A 16,373-nucleotide genomic window follows, 5' to 3' on the forward strand; every position below is an offset into this window, starting at 1 on the left:
CCCAAGAATTACGGGCGGCTGAAGATCCTGAGTTTGAAACGTTCTATACCAAGAACATTCTGTTAAATGAAGGTCTGCGGGCTTGGATGGCTCCTGCGGATCAACCCCACGAAAACTTTATTTTCCCTGAAGAAGTTCTACCTCGCGGTAACGCTCTGTAATTAGAATCTCTAATTACTAGGGACTGTTTAAAAACATCGGATTTATTTTAAAACCTCCTACAAATTTTGTAGGAGGTTTTATTGATAGGGCTTACTACAATTTATTGAAGCCCTGAAGGGCTTACTACAATTTATTGAAGCCCTGAAGGGCTTACTACAGTTGATTGAAGCCCTGAAGGGCTTACTACAGTTGATTGAAGCCCTGAAGGGCTTACTACAATTTATTGAAATTGTTCTCGAATGGTTTCAATTCGTTTCCGATTTACCCCTAAATCCGATTCCCCTAAACGGGAGGCTGAACGGACTTGAATTAAAGTTTCTTGTTCATCTAAATAAAATTCTACATCATCGACAAATCCCATCAAGGGTGAGGTAAATTCGGCGTAAATATAATTAGGTTCAGCCGTAATAATACCAGCATTTTCTGTATTTTCCAGAATCGTTTGAATCTGTTTAAATGCTGTTTCAGGATCATCTGAGTAGCTGAAAGGTTCAATTTGATGAAGAGCATCTATACTTTGGCTAGAAACACAATTGGGAGTATTAGGACAAGGCGCAAATTTACCGTCTTCAATACCGAGATTTGAGGGTCGAGTTCCTGAAAAAGAAAATAAACTGGCTATCACTGGAGAAGCAGAAACGCTTAAGGCTGAAGCCGGATAAACTAACGTCAATTGAGTGATAATGACGACCATTACTGTCACCAAGACAGAGAAATATTTAACTTTCCAAACAGACCTGATTGATTTTTCCATAGGAAATTAAGATGTGATCTCTCCCCTGATTCTACAAGAAAAGTCCCTGAAGACCCTGAAATCTTTCTGGGGAGTTTGAGCAAGGAATCTTAGAACTGATATGATCAACAGTAGAGAAGTTTATCAATCAAAGACTGGAAATCATGCCCAAGACTGTTGCTGAGGTGATGACCCCCAATCCGATTCTGGCTCAACCAGAGATGCCACTCAGAGAGGCACTTCAACTTATGGTGGACAGACATATCGGTTGTTTACCTGTGGTCAATTCATCGGGTCATTTAGTGGGGATTATCTCTGGAACAGACTTGATGTGGCAGGAAAGCGGTGTGACTCCACCCGCCTATATTACGTTTCTCGATAGTGTGATTTACTTGGAAAACTTTTCCCGGTATGAACAGGAACTCCATAAAGCTTTAGGCCAAACGGTGGGTGAAGTCATGACTCCTGCACCCCTGGTGACTATTACGCCAAATAAATCGTTATCCGATGCGGCTCGGTTATTTAATGAAAAACGGGTTCACCGTTTACCTGTGGTAGAGCAATCGGGTAAAGTGATTGGGATTCTGACCTGTGGGGATATTTTGCGGGTGATGGCAACAACGCAGAGTTCAAAGGCAGATTAGGCAATCGGAAACTTAATTGATTCGGCTGCAAATGTCGGGTGAATTGAATACAACATAAGATAAGGTTGGGGTATTTCGTTTTTACTCCAGCCGTTCAATTATGATGGAAAATTTTTAAGAATTAGAAAATACTGATGTATTGATGTCGAAGAACGTGATATTATCCAATCATTTCAAAACGGTTTAGATCCTTCATTTCACAACTTTAATTTTTATGACAATTACCCCTGAATCTGTTCAAAATTTGTTAATTTCTAGTGATTTAGGCGATCGCTTACGCGGTGTAAATCAACTCCGAGAATTAGAACCTGCAATTGCATTTGAGTTAATTCAAATCCCCATTAAAGATAGTAATAGTCGAGTTCGATATGCTGCCGTTAGTCAAATGGCAACTTTGGGGGAACAGAATTTAGAAATGGCTTATGAAATATTGCGCCATCACTTATTAAATGATCCTGAAGTCGATGTACAAGCTGCTGCCGCCGATGGATTAGGGGCTTTAAAATTTCAAAATGCGTTTGATGATCTGCAAACTGTTTACAATACAACCTCTGAATGGTTACTGAAACTGAGTATTGTTGCGGCAGTGGGAGGAATAGAAGAACCTCGTGCTTTTGAACTATTAGAACAAGCCCTTCAAGATGAAAATACTCTGATTCAAACCGTTGCCATTAGCGCATTAGGAGAATTAGGAGATCACAGAGCAATTCCTTTATTAGTTCCTTTTGTAACCAATTCCGACTGGCAAGTCCGTTATCGAGTTGTTCAAGCTTTAGTGCGTTTAGGAGGTAGTGAAGCTGAAACTTTGTTAAGACAATTAGCAGAGGATGAAGTGGAAATTGTGGCTCAAGAAGCGAAATCCCCAGTCGGTGGTTAAATCACTGTGAACTACTCCGACTCTATACAATCCTCTCGCTACTCTCTTCCCCTGAAACATGGGTTATGATTAGCATTTAGCTATCAAAATGACTAAGATTGAGGAGAATTAGTTAGATTTTTAGTAACTGCATTGACCCCCTTCCCATTTCAGTGGGTAGCCTGCGACAATAGCGCCTATGGAAACATCATCTTTTCACATTACCCTGCTCATGGTGATTACCGTCATTGCAGGGATTACGGCTCAAGTCTTGGCAGACTACCTGAAAGTTCCTGCCATCGTTTTTCTGTTATTCTTTGGGATTCTCGTCGGCAATGATGGCTTGAGTTTAGTGCAGCCGAACCTTTTGGGAAGTGGGTTAGAAGTGATTGTCTCCCTCTCCGTCGCTTTAATATTATTTGAAGGGGGATTAAGTTTAGACCTGCGGGCATTAGGCCAAGTTTCGGGCAGTATTCGCAATTTAGTCACGTTTGGAACCTTAATCACCCTAATGGGGGCTGGGATGGCTGCCCATTGGTTAGGAGAGTTTCCCTGGCCCATTGCCTTTCTCTACGCTTCCTTAGTCGTTGTTACAGGCCCAACGGTAATCGGGCCATTGTTAAAACAAGTTTCCGTAGACCGTCAGGTGTCCGCTTTATTAGAGGGGGAAGGGGTTCTGATTGACCCTGTTGGGGCAATTTTAGCGGTTTTAGTGCTGAACGTTGTGTTAAATGGCAATACTGACCCGTTAGAAATTATGGGACAATTGCTATTACGTTTGAGTATTGGGGCAGGAATTGGGGTAATTGGGGGCGGAATCTTGGGATGGTTGTTAAAAACAGCCCAATTTATGTCAGAAGAATTAAAAAATTTAGTCGTATTAGCTGCCCTTTGGGGATTGTTTGATATTGCAGAATTGCTGATGAGTGAATCGGGGTTAATGACAACGGTTGTGACAGGAATGATGGTGCGTTATGTGGGGATTCCCGATATGCGTCAGTTACTCCGATTTAAAGGTCAATTAACAATGTTAGCGGTGTCGGTTTTATTTATTTTATTAGCGGCGGATTTATCTTTAGATAGTATTGTGGCGTTGGGATGGGGAAGTGTTTTTACAGTTTTAGCCTTAATGTGGGTGGTGCGTCCGATTAATATTTGGCTTTGTACTTTAAATAGTAATCTAAATTGGCGACAAAAATTATTTGCGTCTTGGGTTTCACCCAGAGGAATTGTTTCTGCTTCCGTTGCCTCTTTATTTGCAATTTTACTAACCCAACGTGGCATTAACGGGGGAGATTCGATTAAAGCGTTAGTGTTTTTAACGATTATTATGACGGTGGTGATTCAAGGATTAACGGCTCGATGGATGGCGAAAACCCTAGGGATTACGTCGAGTTCAGTAACGGGGGCGGTAATTGTGGGTTCAAATCCTTTGAGTCGATTAATCGGCAAATTATTCCAAGAACGGGATGAATTAGTTGTGATGATTGATACTGATCCTGAAGCCTGTGAACAAGCAAGACAGCAAGGATTAACCGTTTATCAAAGTAGTGCTTTAGATCCGAATGTATTAGAAGAAGCGGGATTAGAATCAATCGGAACCTTCTTAGCAATGACGAGTAATGGGGAAGTGAATGTTGTTTTAGCAGAACGGGCTGATACGGAATTTAACCCCCCTCGTGTGTTGGCATTATTTCCCCGTGAACCGCAAACAAAAACAACAGTAAATCGAGAGAAAGTTCAACAAGCTTTTATCCCCGATTTACCCTTAAAACAATGGAATACCTATCTCGAAGACCGAGAAGTGAAATTAGGAGAAACGGTCTTACGCCAACCGGGTTTAGAGTTTCAACGAGCGCACCTGCAAGCATTAATTCGCTCTGGAGAATTAATCCCTTTATTAATCGAACGAGACGGTAATCTGCAAGTATTACCCGCCTCGGAATCTTGGCAAGTCGGAGATCAAATTATTTATCTGCTTCATGACCCAAAACCCAAGTTACTTAAGCGTTTATCGGGTTCTCAACAGTCTAATTTAACCTTAGAAAAACATCCCGTTGTTGAAGAAGTTCCTCTAGAAGCGTCTTTAACCCGGTGAACCCTAAAGACAGCCTCTAGCCTACCGATTTATTCTAAAAATAAATTAGGATTAGGTGCATTATTTCCATCAGTGGGGCTGGGTTCTAGTGCAGGTTCCGGTGCAGGTTCCGGTGCAGGTTCCGGTGCAGCAGCAGCAGGTTCGGGCGCAGGTTCGGGTGCAGGGGGAGGTTCTGCGGGTGCGGGAGGATAATCTGAATAACCGTAATCTGGGGCTACTGTTGAGTCATAACCTCCGCTATCGTTGGAATAGGAAGGTTCTGAATAGTTGTAATTCCCGCTATCGTTGGAATAGGAAGGTTCTGAATAGTTGTAATTCCCGCTATCGTTGGAATAGGAAGGTTCTGAATAATTAGAATTACCACTATCGCCAGAATAGGAAGGTTCTGAATAATTAGAATTACCACTATCGCTGGCATAACCGGAATCATTATAGTAGGAATCTGTTTGAGAGACAGGACGAGCTTCTTCTACAGGTTGTTGTTGTGCGGAAATGGCTGCATCGCGTTCCGAAGCCCAGCCAGCAATCGCCCCTTGAGCTTCAGAATATAACGCCCGACCGTATCGAATTTGCGAAGCTTCAGCAATGGCGCCACTAAGATTTCCCTTTCCAGCCAAATCATAAGCGCGATTCAAAATCGGTCGATCTTCTGTCGTTTGTACTTGCGCCACCCAAGCGGAAATTTTATCCCGTGCTGGCTGATACAACGCTCGACCTGAGTTAATTTTAGAGGCTTTATCAATCGCAGCACTCAGATTTCCCTGTTTTGCTAAGGCTAAGGCTTCATTCAGAAGCGGTTGATCCTCAATAATTTCAATCCGTTTTGTCCATTCAGCAATTAATGTTTGAGCTTCAACCCGTAACGGGCGTCCCAAAGCGACTTGACGAGCTTGCTGCACAGCCGTTTCAAACCCATCTATAGTTTCTGTTTGGGCTAACCGTCGAGCTAAAGCCAGATAGGGCTGATCTTCTAATCGTTGAATTTCCTTACGCCAATGGGCGACTAAGGTTTGAGCGTGAACTCGCCGAGGTTGTTGAGGCGTAATCATCTGGGCTTGATCAATAGCCAGTTGTAACGTCAAAGGATGATCAATATTCGCCACAACCGTAGCCAACTGTAAATTAAGCAGATTTTGAATCTGTTGTGAAACCTCTTCCGGTTTAACTTGCGCTTCTGGATAGGGAGGACGATTATTCCCCATTTGATCCAGCGCCGCTTGTCCTTCCCAAAGAACCGCCATTTGTTGCCAAATCGGTTGACTATTGGTTTGATTCCAACTGAGGGCTTTAATTTGACCCATTAAAATCAAATTTTGGGATTCTGCATACAAAGGCGAATAGTGGGGAACCAAACTGGCAATATCCGTGAAACTCTCTATCTTTTTTTCTTTTAATTCTTTAACGGCTAAATCCAGTAAAGAGCGACTCCAATTTTTAATTTCTTTGACCGCCCCAGCTTGAATATAAAGTTTTTTATCAATTTTGTTAGCTAAAGCGATCGTTTCGGCTAATTTTTCGGGAGTATTTTCCTTGGCTAACTCACGGGCTTCATTCAAGCGTTGATTGCCTTGACGTTCCAAACTTAAGCGATCCATAATTTCATTAAACCGCTTTTCACTCCAATGGGTATTATTTAATTTTGATAACGCTTGGGCATATCCAAAAGCTTGTGTCCAATCTAAATCTTGCATGGCTTTCAGGGCTTTATCATAAATTTTTTGCCCTTGATCCCAATTATTTTTCCAGCCCTCTATGGCAATTTCCACCTGTTCATAAGCCGGGGTATTTTTCGGAACAATATTAACAATGGCTAAGGCTGCGTTTAAATCTCCATTACTATCAATTTTTTGCTTGGCAATTTCAATTAAGGCCCGTGACCACTGTTCCATTTTTTGTTGCGCGAGTCCCTGAAGCGGGTGGTCTGCGGGCCAACTGGCAATTAAGGTAAAGGCTTGACGTAACGGTTCTATTTTGCCCGACTTTGTAGCGAGATCAGCACAATATAACCGTTCACTATCGGGAGATAAGGGCGAGATTTCTTCACAATTTGGCGCTGGAGGCATGGTTAATAACCACAGCAGAGCCCCTGTCCCCATTGTTCCAAACCCCAAGAAAATAATCAACCACAGAAACGGCCAGCCCCACAACCAAGGCGGAAGTTTCAAGGGAATTCGTTTCTGGACAGTTTGCTTTTCCTCTACAGTAGTTTCTGAGATGTTCTCCGAGGGTGAAGAACTCGAAACCTCCTCAGAGAATTCCGATGGAGATAAGCGGGTTTGATCAAATTGGGGTGTCGTCATTCCTTCACCGTTTCCTCATAATCGCGAATTCAGCCTAGCTCGGACTTGGAAGTCAGTTGCTAAATATCAGGCTCACTTCCCAAGCTAGTCTGAGAACCTGTGACCGTACTGAACAAACCGAAGTCGAGTTTACATTGACAATTCCCTGACTCAAAGGGAGTGATTTTTAAGGTTTGTCCTGCTGTCAGAGGAGATTAAGCCATTGTAAACGAGCAGGTCTGTTGAAAACAGAAAACCTGATAAAATCATGGCAGATCTTAAGCCAATCCTCCAACTAAAGCAAGAAGAAATTTACAAAGTCTACCTCCCTCTTGTTCCCCTAAACCCCACAGGCTAAACCCTACCCCCTCTTCATTTACCGAAAAAATTGCCTTTAAAGCCCTGTGCCTTCGACAGCCCTTCGACAAGGCTTTGGACAGGACTCACGGCAAGCTCTTCTAGGAAGACTTTTTTTGTCTAGTAAAAATGACAGACTTTCCTCGTTTGGGGCAATAAAGGTTAAAATCAAGCTCAATCGCAGGAAATTGAGAATTTTTCACCTCGTACAGTGTGTATAGTAGGAGTTATTTTAATGAGCCGTATAAGTCGCAGGAAGAAAACAATTTTATTTTTAGCAGCAAATCCTGATTTTTCTACCCAGTTACGTTTAGATAAAGAATTGAAAGAAATCGAAGAAGGATTAAGACGATCTCAAAACAGAGAAGAATTTAAGTTAGAGAAACGATTGGCAGTGACACCAAGGGATATGCAGCGTGCTATCTTAGACTTAAAGCCTCAAATTATTCACTTTTCCGGTCATGGAGTCGGAAAGGGTGGGTTAGAGTTAGAAGATGAACAGGGACACGTTAAACGGGTGAGTGCTGAGGCGTTAGGGCGTTTATTTGAACTGTTTAAAGATCAGATAGAATGTGTGGTTTTAAATGCTTGTTATTCGGAAGTTCAAGCAAAAGCTATTGTTAGTCATATTCCCTATGTTATCGGGATGAAAAAGGCAGTGAGTGATCAAGCTGCTATTGCCTTTGCGATTGGATTTTATGATGCTTTAGGGGCAGGAAGAGACTATGAATTTGCTTATAAGTCTGGCTGTACAAGTATTAGTATGGCGGGAATTTATGAAGAGTTCAACCCAATTATTCAACGACTCTCTCCTTTAGTTCCTTCTATTAGTGGTACTCCCAGTTTATTAACACAAGCCTCTAGTTTTCCGGGGGGTTTAGAGAATCCTGAAGGATCAGTGAGTTTGAATTCTCCCCTTTATATTGAACGTCCTCCTATTGAAACGAATTGTTATGAAACGATATTACAAACAGGGGCATTAATTAGAATTAAAGCTCCCCGACAGATGGGAAAAACCTCTTTAATGCAGCGTATTCTTAACACCGCTAAACAACAGCAACATCAAACCGCCTATCTAAATTTTCAAGAATTTGATCATGATTCTCTCAATAGTCTTGATTTGTTTTTACAGGGATTTTGTGCTAATGTTGCTAATGGGTTAGAATTAGAGGATAAATTATCGGATTTTTGGAAAGGGGGTTTAGGGAGTAAAACCAAATGTAGTAACTATTTTCAACGGTATTTATTGACAACAATTTCTCAACCCTTAACCCTGGGATTAGATGAAGTGGATCAGGTATTTCAACATCTTGAAATTGCTCAAGAATTTTTTGCGTTACTGCGAACTTGGCACGAAAAGGGCAAAAATGAACCTGTATGGCAACGGTTACGGCTGGTAATTGCCCATTCTAAAGAAGTTTATATCCCCTTAAATATTAATCAATCTCCCTTTAATGTCGGTTTACCGATTGAATTACCCGAATTAACGGTAGAACAAGTTACAGATTTAGTCAAACGACATGGTTTAAACTGGTCAAATATAGAAATAAAAACCTTAATGGGAATGGTGGATGGACACCCGTATTTAGTCAGAAAAGCGTTGTATGAAATGGCGCGATCGCGTTTAACTTTAGAAGAATTTATTAAAATTTCTCCCACAGAAGAAGGGTTATATAGTGATCATTTACGTCGTCATTTATTCAACTTAAATCAAAATGATGGAGAATTAGCTAATGGGATGAAAAAAGTTGTTGCTTCTGAGAATCCTGTGCGGTTAGAAGGCAATTTAGGCTTTAAACTGAGAAGTATGGGTTTAGTTAAATTTCGGGGAAATGATGTGATTCCGTTGTGTAATCTTTATCGGCTGTATTTTAGCGATCGCTTGGGGGTATAATTATGAATAATAATCCCCAATTTCGCTATGATTATCAAGTCGGGGGGAGTCTTCCCGTTGATGCTCCTACCTATATTAAAAGAGTAGCTGATCAGGAATTTTACGACGCATTAAAACAGGGAGAATTTTGCTATGTTCTTAACTGTCGTCAGATGGGAAAATCCAGTTTAAGGGTGCAAACCAGGCGGCGGTTAGACGAGGAAGGATATGCTTGTGTGGCGATTGATATTACCGCCATTGGAACTTTAGAAATTACCCCCGAACAGTGGTATCGAGGGATGATTGAAGAAATTAGTAATAGCTTAGAATTATATACGAAATTTGACTCGGAGGAATGGTGGGAACAGCATCACCATTTATCCTTGACACAACGGTTTTGCAGGTTTTTAGAAGACATTCTTCTGAAATTCATTACAAAACCGATTGTGATTTTTATTGATGAAATTGATAGCATTTTAAGTTTACCCTTTAAAATTGATGACTTTTTTGCCTTAATTCGAGAGTGTTATAATCATCGAGCAGATCAACCGATTTATCAACGGTTAACTTTTGCCTTATTAGGGGTGACAACACCACCGGATTTAATTCAAGATAAACGACGCACCCCGTTTAATATTGGTCAAGGGATAGAATTAACCGGATTTCAGTTAACACAATCTGAACGGCTTGCTGAGGGGTTGAGGACGCAAACGGAACACCCTGAAAAGGTATTAGAAGCGGTGTTAAATTGGACGGGAGGACAACCGTTTTTAACGCAAAAACTCTGTAAATTAATTCGAGAAACTCATCAAATTATTCCGCCTAATGAAGAGGTAGAATGGGTGGAAAATTTAGTGCAAGACCGCATTATTAGTAACTGGGAAGGACAGGACACCCCCGAACATTTAAGAACGATTCGAGATCGGATTCTTTATGCTGGACATCAACGCACGGGACGACTTCTCGGACTCTATCAACAAATCTTACAACAACAGGGAATTGCTGCGGAAGATAACCCGGATCAAGTGATGTTGCGGCTATCGGGATTAGTGGTAAAACAGCAGGGAAAACTGAAGGTTTATAATCAAATTTATGCAACGGTTTTTAATTTAATTTGGGTAGAAACCGCTTTAGCAAATTTACGACCCTACTCAGAAGCGTTTAGTGCTTGGGAAAAGTCAGAACGTCAGGATGATTCCCGGTTGTTGCTGGGGGAAGCGTTAAAAGAAGCGAAAAAATGGGCTGAGGGAAAAAGCCTGAGTAGTGAAGATTATCAATATTTAGCAGCCAGTGAAGAATTAGATAAACGGGCGATGCAAGCGGAATTAGATGCCAAACAAAAAGCTTATGAAATTTTATCAAAAGCCAAACAACGAGCTACTTTAATCGGGCTGATTTCTGGTGTCGCCTTTGCCGTTGCTTTCGTTTCTTTCGTTGGAGTTATGATTGCAGTCAGAGAAGCAAAGTTAACTTTAGCCGCCACAGAAATCAGGTTAAAAGCTTCTTCTGCACAGGAATTATTCAGTCAGGGTCAAGAATTATTAGCCCTAAAAGAAGCCTTAATCACAGCCAAACAACTCAAAAAATTAGATCATTCTGTTTGGGAAAAAAATAATACCCGTGTGCAAACCGCTACCACCCTTCAAAAGATTTTGTATGGGGTAAAAGAGCAGAATAGCTGGAAAGGTCATGAGAACACGGTCGATAGTGTGAGTTGGAGTCCCGACGGCCAAACCCTGGCTTCTGGAAGTTACAAGACCATTAAGCTGTGGAGTCGAGAAGGTCAACTGTTGCAGACCCTCAATGGCCATGAGGATCTGGTCAATAGTGTGAGTTGGAGTCCCGACGGCCAAACTCTGGCTTCTGGGAGTGGTGACAACACCATTAAGCTGTGGAGTCGAGAGGGTCAACTGTTGCAGGCTCTCAAGGGTCACGAGAGTTGGGTTAGCACTGTAAGTTGGAGTGCTGACGGTCAAACTCTGGCTTCTGGGAGTGGTGACAACACCATTAAGCTGTGGAGTCGAGAGGGTCAATTGTTGCAAACTCTCAACGGCCATGAAAAGGAGGTCAGTAGTGTGAGTTGGAGTGCTGACGGTCAAACTCTGGCTTCTGGGAGTGGTGACAACACCATTAAGCTGTGGAGCCGAGAGGGTCAACTGTTGCAAACTCTCAACGGCCATGAAAAGGAGGTCAGTAGTGTGAGTTGGAGTGCTGACGGTCAAACTCTGGCTTCTGGGAGTGGTGACAACACCATTAAGCTGTGGAGTCGAGAGGGTCAACTGTTGCAGACTCTCCAGGCTCATGAGGATTCGGTCAGTAGTCTGAGTTGGAGTCCCGACGGTAAAACCTTGGCTTCTGGGAGTGATGACAACACCATTAAGCTGTGGAGTCGAGAGGGTCAACTGTTGCAGACTCTCAAGGGTCATGAGAGTTCGGTCAATACAGTGAGTTGGAGTCCCGACGGTAAAACCTTGGCTTCTGGGAGTGATGACAACACCATTAAGCTGTGGAGTCGAGAGGGTCAACTGTTGCAGACTCTCAACAGCCATAAGGGTTGGGTCAAGAGTGTGAGTTGGAGTCCCGACGGTAAAACCCTGGCTTCTGGGAGTTATAACCACACCATTAAGCTATGGAGTCGAGAGGGTCAACTGTTGCAAACTCTCCAGGCTCATGAGAATTGGGTCATGAGTGTGAGTTGGAGTCCCGACAGCCAAACCCTGGCTTCTGGGAGTAAAGACAAGACTATCAAGCTGTGGAGTCGAGAGGGTCAACTGTTGCAGACTCTCAACGGCCATGGGAGTTTGGTCTTGAGTGTGAGTTGGAGTCCCGACGGTAAAACCTTGGCTTCTGGGAGTTTGGACAACACCATTAAGCTGTGGAGTCGAGGGGGTCAACTGTTGCAGACTCTCAATAGCGATTGGAGTTCGGTCTTGAGTGTGAGTTGGAGTCCCGACGGTAAAACCTTGGCTTCTGGGAGTAGTGACTACACCATTAAGCTGTGGAGTCGAGAGGGTCAACTGTTGCAGACTCTCAACGGCCATGAGGGTTCGGTCATGAGTGTGAGTTGGAGTCCTGACGGCCAAATCCTGGCTTCTGGGAGTGAAGACAACACCATTAAGCTGTGGAGTCGAGAGGGTCAACTGTTGCAGACTCTCAACGGCCATGAGGGTTCGGTCATGAGTGTGAGTTGGAGTCCTGACGGCCAAACCCTGGCTTCTGGGAGTTTGGACAGCACTATTAAGCTGTGGAGTCGAGAGGGTCAACTGTTGCAGACTCTCAACAGCCATAAGGGTTGGGTCATGAGTGTGAGTTGGAGTCCCGACGGTAAAACCTTGGCTTCTGGGAGTTTAGACAAGACCATCAAGCTGTGGCATTTGGATTTAGATCTATTAATGGTATCGGCTTGTGAGTGGATGAAGGATTATCTGGAGAATAGTTCGAGTGTGAGTGAGGAGGATAGACATTTGTGTGATGGGGTGACGGTGAATAAACCGCAGTGAGATCCCCCCTAGCCCCCCTTAAAAAGGGGGGAACCGGAAAATAACAGTCTTTTTTAACGAATATTATGGGAAAATTAGGAACTCAAAGTCCCCCTTTTTAAGGGGGATTTAGGGGGATCAAATCTTAGGGTAAAATACGAATTTTAGATTAACTGATTATGACTTCCACACCCCAACCCAACGCTACAACCTATCAATTTTGGATTGACCGAGGGGGCACCTTTACCGATATTGTTGCCCGCAAACCCGATGGAAGTTTAATCACCTATAAATTATTATCAGAAAATCCCGAACGTTATCCCGATGCAGTCATTCAAGGCATCCGAGAAATATTAGAATTATCCCCCCATCAACCCATCCCCAGTGAATTAATTTCCGAAGTGAAAATGGGGACAACTGTTGCCACCAATGCCTTATTAGAACGAAAAGGCGATCGCACTTTATTAATAATAACAAAAGGTTTCAAAGATGCGTTAAGAATTGACTATCAAAATCGCCCCGATATTTTTGCCCGTCAGATTATTTTACCCGAAATGCTCTATGAACAAGTCATCGAAGTGGAAGAACGTTATACCGCCCAAGGCGAAGAATTAACCCCCGTTAATTTAGCCGGATTAAAACCCCAATTACAACAAGTTTATCAAACCGGAATTAGAAGCTGTGCCATTGTTTTAATGCACGGTTATCGCTATCCCCAACACGAACAACAAATTGCTACCTTAGCCCAAGAAATCGGCTTTACTCAAATTTCCATTTCCCATCAAGTTAGCCCCTTAATGAAGTTAGTCAGCCGAGGAGATACCACCGTTGTTGATGCTTATTTATCGCCTATTTTAAAATGTTATATTAATCAAGTTGCTTCTCAATTAAATTCTAACTCCCCCCTTTTTAAGGGGGGTTGGGGGGGATCAAACCCCATAAAATTAATGTTTATGCAATCCAATGGTGGCTTAACCAATGCCCAAAAATTCCAAGGAAAAGATAGTATCTTATCAGGGCCAGCCGGAGGAATTGTAGGCGCAGTTCAAACCAGTTTAAAAGCCGGATTTCAGAATATTATTACTTTCGATATGGGCGGAACATCCACCGACGTCGCCCATTTTAATGGCGAATATGAACGCCAATTTGAAACAGAAATAGCGGGAGTCAGAATGCGAACTCCGATGATGGCTATTCATACCGTCGCGGCGGGAGGGGGTTCAATTTTAAGCTTTGATGGGTCAAGATATCGCGTTGGGCCAGAGTCCGCAGGCGCTAATCCTGGGCCAGCTTGTTATCGCAATGGTGGACAATTAACGGTGACAGATGCTAATGTAATGTTAGGGAAAATTCAGCCCCAATTCTTCCCGAAAGTATTTGGAAAAAACGGTGATTTACCCTTAGATGCTGAAATTGTTTGTCAAAAATTTACTGAATTAGCAATAGAAATTCAAACCCAAACCGGAGATACTCGCACACCGGAAGAAGTCGCCACCGGATTTATTACTATTGCGGTTGAAAATATGGCAAATGCCATTAAAAAAATCTCCCTACAACGGGGTTATGATATTTCTAATTATACCCTTTGTTGTTTTGGCGGTGCAGGGGGTCAACACGCTTGTTTAATAGCCAATACATTAGGAATTAAACAGATATTTATTCATCCCTACGCCGGAGTTTTGTCTGCTTATGGGATGGGTTTAGCGGATGTCAGAATATTACGAGAAAAAGCGATAGAAAAACCATTAACCAAAAATTTGATTCCTGAGTTAGAAGCTAGTTTTTTAGAGTTAGAAACGGAAGCAAAAACAGAATTAGAAAATCCTGAATCAAAAATAGAGATAATTCTGAAGCTTAATCTCAAATATGAGGGAACAGATTCTATATTATCGGTTAATTTTATTAAAAATTTATCTAATTTAACTCAACAATTTGAACAACAACATCAAACCCGCTACGGATTTATTAAACCTGAAAAAAGCTTAATTGTTGAATCCATTAATATTGAAATTATTCAAAAAATGGATACTTCCGAAGAACCGATATTAACCCGAACTCGCACTGAACCTCCTACAGCGATCGCAACAGTTCTTATATATACCAATAATCAATGGCAAAATACCCCTATTTTTGAAAGAGATGATTTACAACCCGGAGATATTATTAACGGGCCTGCTATTATTATTGAATCGATTGGAACGAATATTATTGAACCGGGATGGCAAGCAGAATTAACCGAACGAAATTATTTAATTTTAAAATCAAATCATTCTGTTAATTTTCCCTTAATTAAAGAAGAAAAAGCAATAAAAGCTGACCCCGTAAAATTAGAAATCTTTAAAAATCTATTTCAATTTATTGCAGAACAAATGGGAATTACGTTGCAAAATACCGCCAGTTCTGTTAATATTAAAGAACGCCTGGATTTCTCCTGTGCTATTTTTGATCAAAACGGTCAATTAGTTGCAAACGCACCCCATATTCCCGTTCATTTAGGGTCAATGAGTGAAAGCGTTGAAAGTTTAATCGCTGCGAAAGGAGAAACCCTAAAACCAGGGGATGTTTATCTATTAAATAATCCCTATAATGGCGGTACTCATTTACCCGATGTCACCGTCATTACCCCAGTTTTTAATGATTCCGGTGAACAAATATTATTTTACGTTGCTTCACGGGGACATCAAGCCGATATTGGGGGAATAACACCGGGTTCTATGCCTCCTAATAGTACCCATATTGAGGAAGAAGGGATTTTAATTGATAATATTCAATTGGTTAAACAAGGGATATTTTTAGAAAGAGATCTCTTAAATTTATTAACATCAGGAAAATACCCAGCCCGAAATCCTGCCACAAATATTGCTGATTTACAAGCGCAAATTGCTGCGAATGAAAAAGGCGTTCAAGAATTGCAAAAAATGGTCACTCAATATGGCTTAAATACGGTTCAAACTTATATGCAGTATGTTCAGGATAATGCCGAAGAATCCGTGCGACGGGCAATTGATGTGTTAAAAGATGGTGAATTTAGTTATCAAATGGATAATGGGGGAATAATTAAAGTTAGGATTAAAATTGATAAAAATAACCGCACTGCTAAAATTGATTTTACCGGAACATCTGAACAATTAACGACTAATTTTAACGCCCCAAAAGCGGTTTGTAAAGCAGCCGTTTTATATGTTTTTAGAACCTTAGTTAATGATAGTATTCCTCTGAATGCGGGATGTTTAAAACCGTTAAATATTATGATTCCTGAAGGCTGCTTTTTAAACCCCCATTATCCGGCGGCTGTGGTTGCGGGAAATGTGGAAACGTCTCAAGCGATAGTTGATACCTTATATGGCGCGTTAAACGTGATGTCAGCGTCTCAAGGAACAATGAATAACTTTACGTTTGGTAACGAAAATTATCAATATTATGAGACAATTTGTGGGGGTTCAGGTGCGGGAATCAATTATAATGGAACTGATGCCGTTCATACCCACATGACTAATTCCCGTTTAACTGACCCAGAAGTATTAGAATGGCGTTATCCGGTATTATTAGAAGAGTTTAGTATTCGGAAAAATAGTGGCGGTTTAGGACAATTTCGAGGCGGGAATGGGATTATTAGAAAAGTACAATTTTTAGAAAAAATGACCGCAGCAATATTATCAGAACATCGCATTATTCCCCCCTTTGGGTTAAACGGCGGACAACCCGGTTTAGGGGGAAAAAATTATGTCATTCGTCATCAGGAAACAGTTGAAGAATTAGCAAGTACCGCAACAGTAGAAATGAATATTCATGATACTTTTGTAATTGAAACCCCAGGAGGGGGAGGATATGGAAAGAATCATTAACTTTGACCAGATATTAAATGATTCCTTATTCGTAATTCGTAATTCGT

General features: G+C 41.7%; 8 protein-coding genes and 1 pseudogene. 7 read left to right on the forward strand and 2 right to left on the reverse strand.

Annotated features, from left to right (window positions below; translation table 11 throughout):
- Nucleotides 1-161, forward strand: a pseudogene (locus H6G57_RS07460) (photosystem II D2 protein (photosystem q(a) protein)); the annotation flags it as partial.
- A gap of 221 nt (nucleotides 162-382) precedes the next feature.
- On the opposite strand, the gene H6G57_RS07465 reads toward H6G57_RS07460, so the two are convergent.
- On the reverse strand, nucleotides 383-916 hold the full coding sequence (locus H6G57_RS07465) for a DUF1499 domain-containing protein (RefSeq protein ID WP_375539510.1): 534 nt from the start codon (nucleotides 914-916) through the stop codon (nucleotides 383-385).
- A 143-nt stretch (nucleotides 917-1,059) separates the two neighbouring features.
- On the opposite strand from H6G57_RS07465, the gene H6G57_RS07470 reads away from it, so the two are divergent.
- The 3 genes from H6G57_RS07470 (at nucleotide 1,060) to H6G57_RS07480 (ending at nucleotide 4,493) form a co-directional block, all read left to right on the forward strand.
- A complete protein-coding gene (locus H6G57_RS07470) occupies nucleotides 1,060-1,539 on the forward strand; it encodes a CBS domain-containing protein (protein WP_190517331.1) in 480 nt (159 codons plus the stop codon).
- 214 nt (nucleotides 1,540-1,753) lie between these two features.
- Nucleotides 1,754-2,416: a phycobilisome degradation protein NblB gene (gene nblB / locus H6G57_RS07475; protein WP_190517333.1), complete on the forward strand. Its 663-nt coding sequence runs from the start codon at nucleotides 1,754-1,756 to the stop codon at nucleotides 2,414-2,416.
- A 178-nt stretch (nucleotides 2,417-2,594) separates the two neighbouring features.
- Entirely contained in the window at nucleotides 2,595-4,493 is a 1,899-nt protein-coding gene (locus H6G57_RS07480) for a sodium:proton antiporter (RefSeq protein WP_190517335.1), read from the forward strand.
- A gap of 29 nt (nucleotides 4,494-4,522) precedes the next feature.
- Here H6G57_RS07480 and H6G57_RS07485 read toward each other — a convergent pair whose 3' ends face one another.
- Nucleotides 4,523-6,793: a hypothetical protein gene (locus H6G57_RS07485; RefSeq protein WP_190517337.1), complete on the reverse strand. Its 2,271-nt coding sequence runs from the start codon at nucleotides 6,791-6,793 to the stop codon at nucleotides 4,523-4,525.
- A gap of 571 nt (nucleotides 6,794-7,364) precedes the next feature.
- On the opposite strand from H6G57_RS07485, the gene H6G57_RS07490 reads away from it, so the two are divergent.
- The 3 genes from H6G57_RS07490 (at nucleotide 7,365) to H6G57_RS07500 (ending at nucleotide 16,326) form a co-directional block, all read left to right on the forward strand.
- The gene (locus H6G57_RS07490) at nucleotides 7,365-9,023 is read left to right on the forward strand and encodes an AAA-like domain-containing protein (RefSeq protein WP_190517339.1); all 1,659 of its coding nucleotides are present in this window, start codon (nucleotides 7,365-7,367) and stop codon (nucleotides 9,021-9,023) included.
- 2 nt (nucleotides 9,024-9,025) lie between these two features.
- On the forward strand, nucleotides 9,026-12,502 hold the full coding sequence (locus H6G57_RS07495) for an AAA-like domain-containing protein (RefSeq protein WP_190517341.1): 3,477 nt from the start codon (nucleotides 9,026-9,028) through the stop codon (nucleotides 12,500-12,502).
- A gap of 158 nt (nucleotides 12,503-12,660) precedes the next feature.
- The gene (locus H6G57_RS07500; protein WP_190517343.1) at nucleotides 12,661-16,326 is read left to right on the forward strand and encodes a hydantoinase B/oxoprolinase family protein; all 3,666 of its coding nucleotides are present in this window, start codon (nucleotides 12,661-12,663) and stop codon (nucleotides 16,324-16,326) included.
- The last annotated feature ends 47 nt before the right edge of the window (nucleotides 16,327-16,373 follow it).

The organism is Planktothrix sp. FACHB-1365 (assembly GCF_014697575.1).
Lineage (GTDB): Bacteria > Cyanobacteriota > Cyanobacteriia > Cyanobacteriales > Microcoleaceae > Planktothrix.